Origin of the sequence: uncultured Dialister sp. (assembly GCF_900541605.1) — a bacterium.
Classification (GTDB): domain Bacteria; phylum Bacillota; class Negativicutes; order Veillonellales; family Dialisteraceae; genus Dialister.
This window is the reverse complement of record NZ_UQKJ01000205.1, coordinates 1-2,033: the sequence shown is the minus strand read 5'-3', so window position 1 is coordinate 2,033 and position 2,033 is coordinate 1. Positions and strand designations below refer to the sequence as shown.

The window sequence follows — 2,033 nt, the reverse complement described above, 5'->3', positions numbered from 1 at the left end:
GAGGAAGGAGGCTAACCACCAGCGGCTCAGCCGCAACTGGAATCCTAATGACTCTGCACCCCAAACGTCCCATTGACACTGCACAAGGCTCCTTCCTTGGGAAGGAGCTGCCCACGGGGCTGAGGTTAGCTGATGGAATCGGCCCGCAGGGCCTGACCACCTAGACCTAGACCTAGATCTAGATCCTTAGGGCCTACAGCCCTATTCCCTCGATCTCGGCCTCGGTCTCGATCTCATTGGCCCGAAGGGCCTGATCACCTAGATCTAGACCTAGATCTAGATCCTTAGGTCCTCTGGCCCCATCTTCCTCGATCTCGGTCTCGATCTCGATCTCACTCGCCCCCGCCCGTTCGCACGTACACTCCGCCACAGGATCCCGCGGCGGAGCCGCTGGACCTCAACTCTCAAATCTCAACTCTCAACTCTCTAAAAAACAAGCCGCTCCCAACGGATGAAAGCGGCTTCTCATACAAACTATTTATGTTCCACAATATACTTCCGGAGATCTTCGTGGAGTATTTTCTTATAGTCCTCCACCCCCGGCTGGTCGTAGGCGTTCACCTCTTCCAGTGCCCCTTCGTAGGAGATGGCGAGGAAGAAGAAGTACATGAGCGCCCCCACGTGGAAAGGAGTGAGCCGTTCCATGGTGATGTGGCAACTCATGCGGCCTTCCGAGGCGAGAGCCTCCTCGTTCGCCCGGAGGGCGGCGTCCAGCATACGGCTCATAGGCACCGGGCCGGTGGCGTCTTTTTCATTGCACTCCACTTCCACGTCCCTTGTCGGTTCCTTCACGGAGATGAACTGGACCAGCTTATTTTTCTTTCCCTGCTGGTGTTCCTGGGTGAGGGAATGCATGTCCGTAGTTCCCACGGAAGCCACCGGCGTCCGGCCATTGAATACTTCGTGCTTTCCAAGGTCATATTTCTTTCCCAGGGACTCCCCGAGGAGCTGGGCGTACCACCAGCCCAGGGACCGGAGCTTGTCGCCGTAGGGCATGATGATTTCCGTGGAAATGCCGTAGTCCTTCATGGCGATATACTTCAGCGCCGCCACCAGGAGCGCCGGGTTTTCTTCGATTTCCTCACTCCCGCAGGCCTCTTCCACCATGGCTGCCCCCTTCAGGAACTCCCGGATATCGATGCCCGTGAGCATACCAAAGACCAGGCCCACCTGGGAGAACACGCTGAACCGTCCGCCGATGCCGTCGGGCACCGTGAAGCAGGGGAAATGGTGCTTCTCCGCCAACGGGCGGATGCGGCCCTTTTCTTTATCCGTGATGGCCATGAGGTGGAGGTCACACACATCGGACAGCAGCTTCTCCAGCCCCCGCACCGCCGACACCGGCTCAATGGTGGTGCCGGACTTGGAAATCACCAGAAGCAGCACATGGAGCCGCCGCCCCGCCCGCTTCTGCTCCCGGCAGATGCAGTCCGCCAGTTCCGAAAGGCTCACGGGATCCACATTCTGGCCGGCGAAGTACACCTTCGGGTAGCCCTTCCGCTCTTCCTTCGTCATTTCATTCCAGTAGGGACCGCAGAAGAGATCAAAGAGGGTCTGGTTTCCCAGGTAAGAACCGCCGACGCCGATGGAAATGAGCACATCAAAGTCCTTCGCCTTCTCCCCCAGGGTGAGGAGCGCCGCCTTCTCCCCCTTCGAGATGAGCACATCCTCCTCCAGCAGGTACGGCAGGTGCGGGAACAGCACAGAAGACCCGTCAGGCCCCAGTCCCGTCGTCCGGATATCCCCCACCGCCTTCGCCGCCCGGTGGATGTCCCCTTCATGGCGGGCCAGGTCCTCCCTGGTCACATTCCATTCCTCGCCGAACATATGGCTTACATCGATATATAATTCATCATGAATGCTCTTACTCATGCAAAGTCCTCAATTACAGTCACTAAAAAACACCGCCACCCACCCCGAATGGCAGACTCTCCCTCCAAATATACAGTATATTTATTTTATCATATTGTAAAGAGAATGGGTAGATGGCAGCTGGTGGCTGAATGTCATGCGAACGGGCGGGGTATCATATG

Annotated in this window: 1 protein-coding gene; it reads right to left on the bottom strand. The window is 57.4% G+C overall.

The window, feature by feature from the left end:
* Positions 1–474: 474 nt before the first annotated feature.
* Positions 475–1,872 (bottom strand): glucose-6-phosphate isomerase, encoded by a 1,398-nt coding sequence (locus QZR21_RS09065; RefSeq protein WP_296099616.1) that lies wholly within the window; start codon positions 1,870–1,872, stop codon positions 475–477.
* Positions 1,873–2,033: the final 161 nt, after the last annotated feature.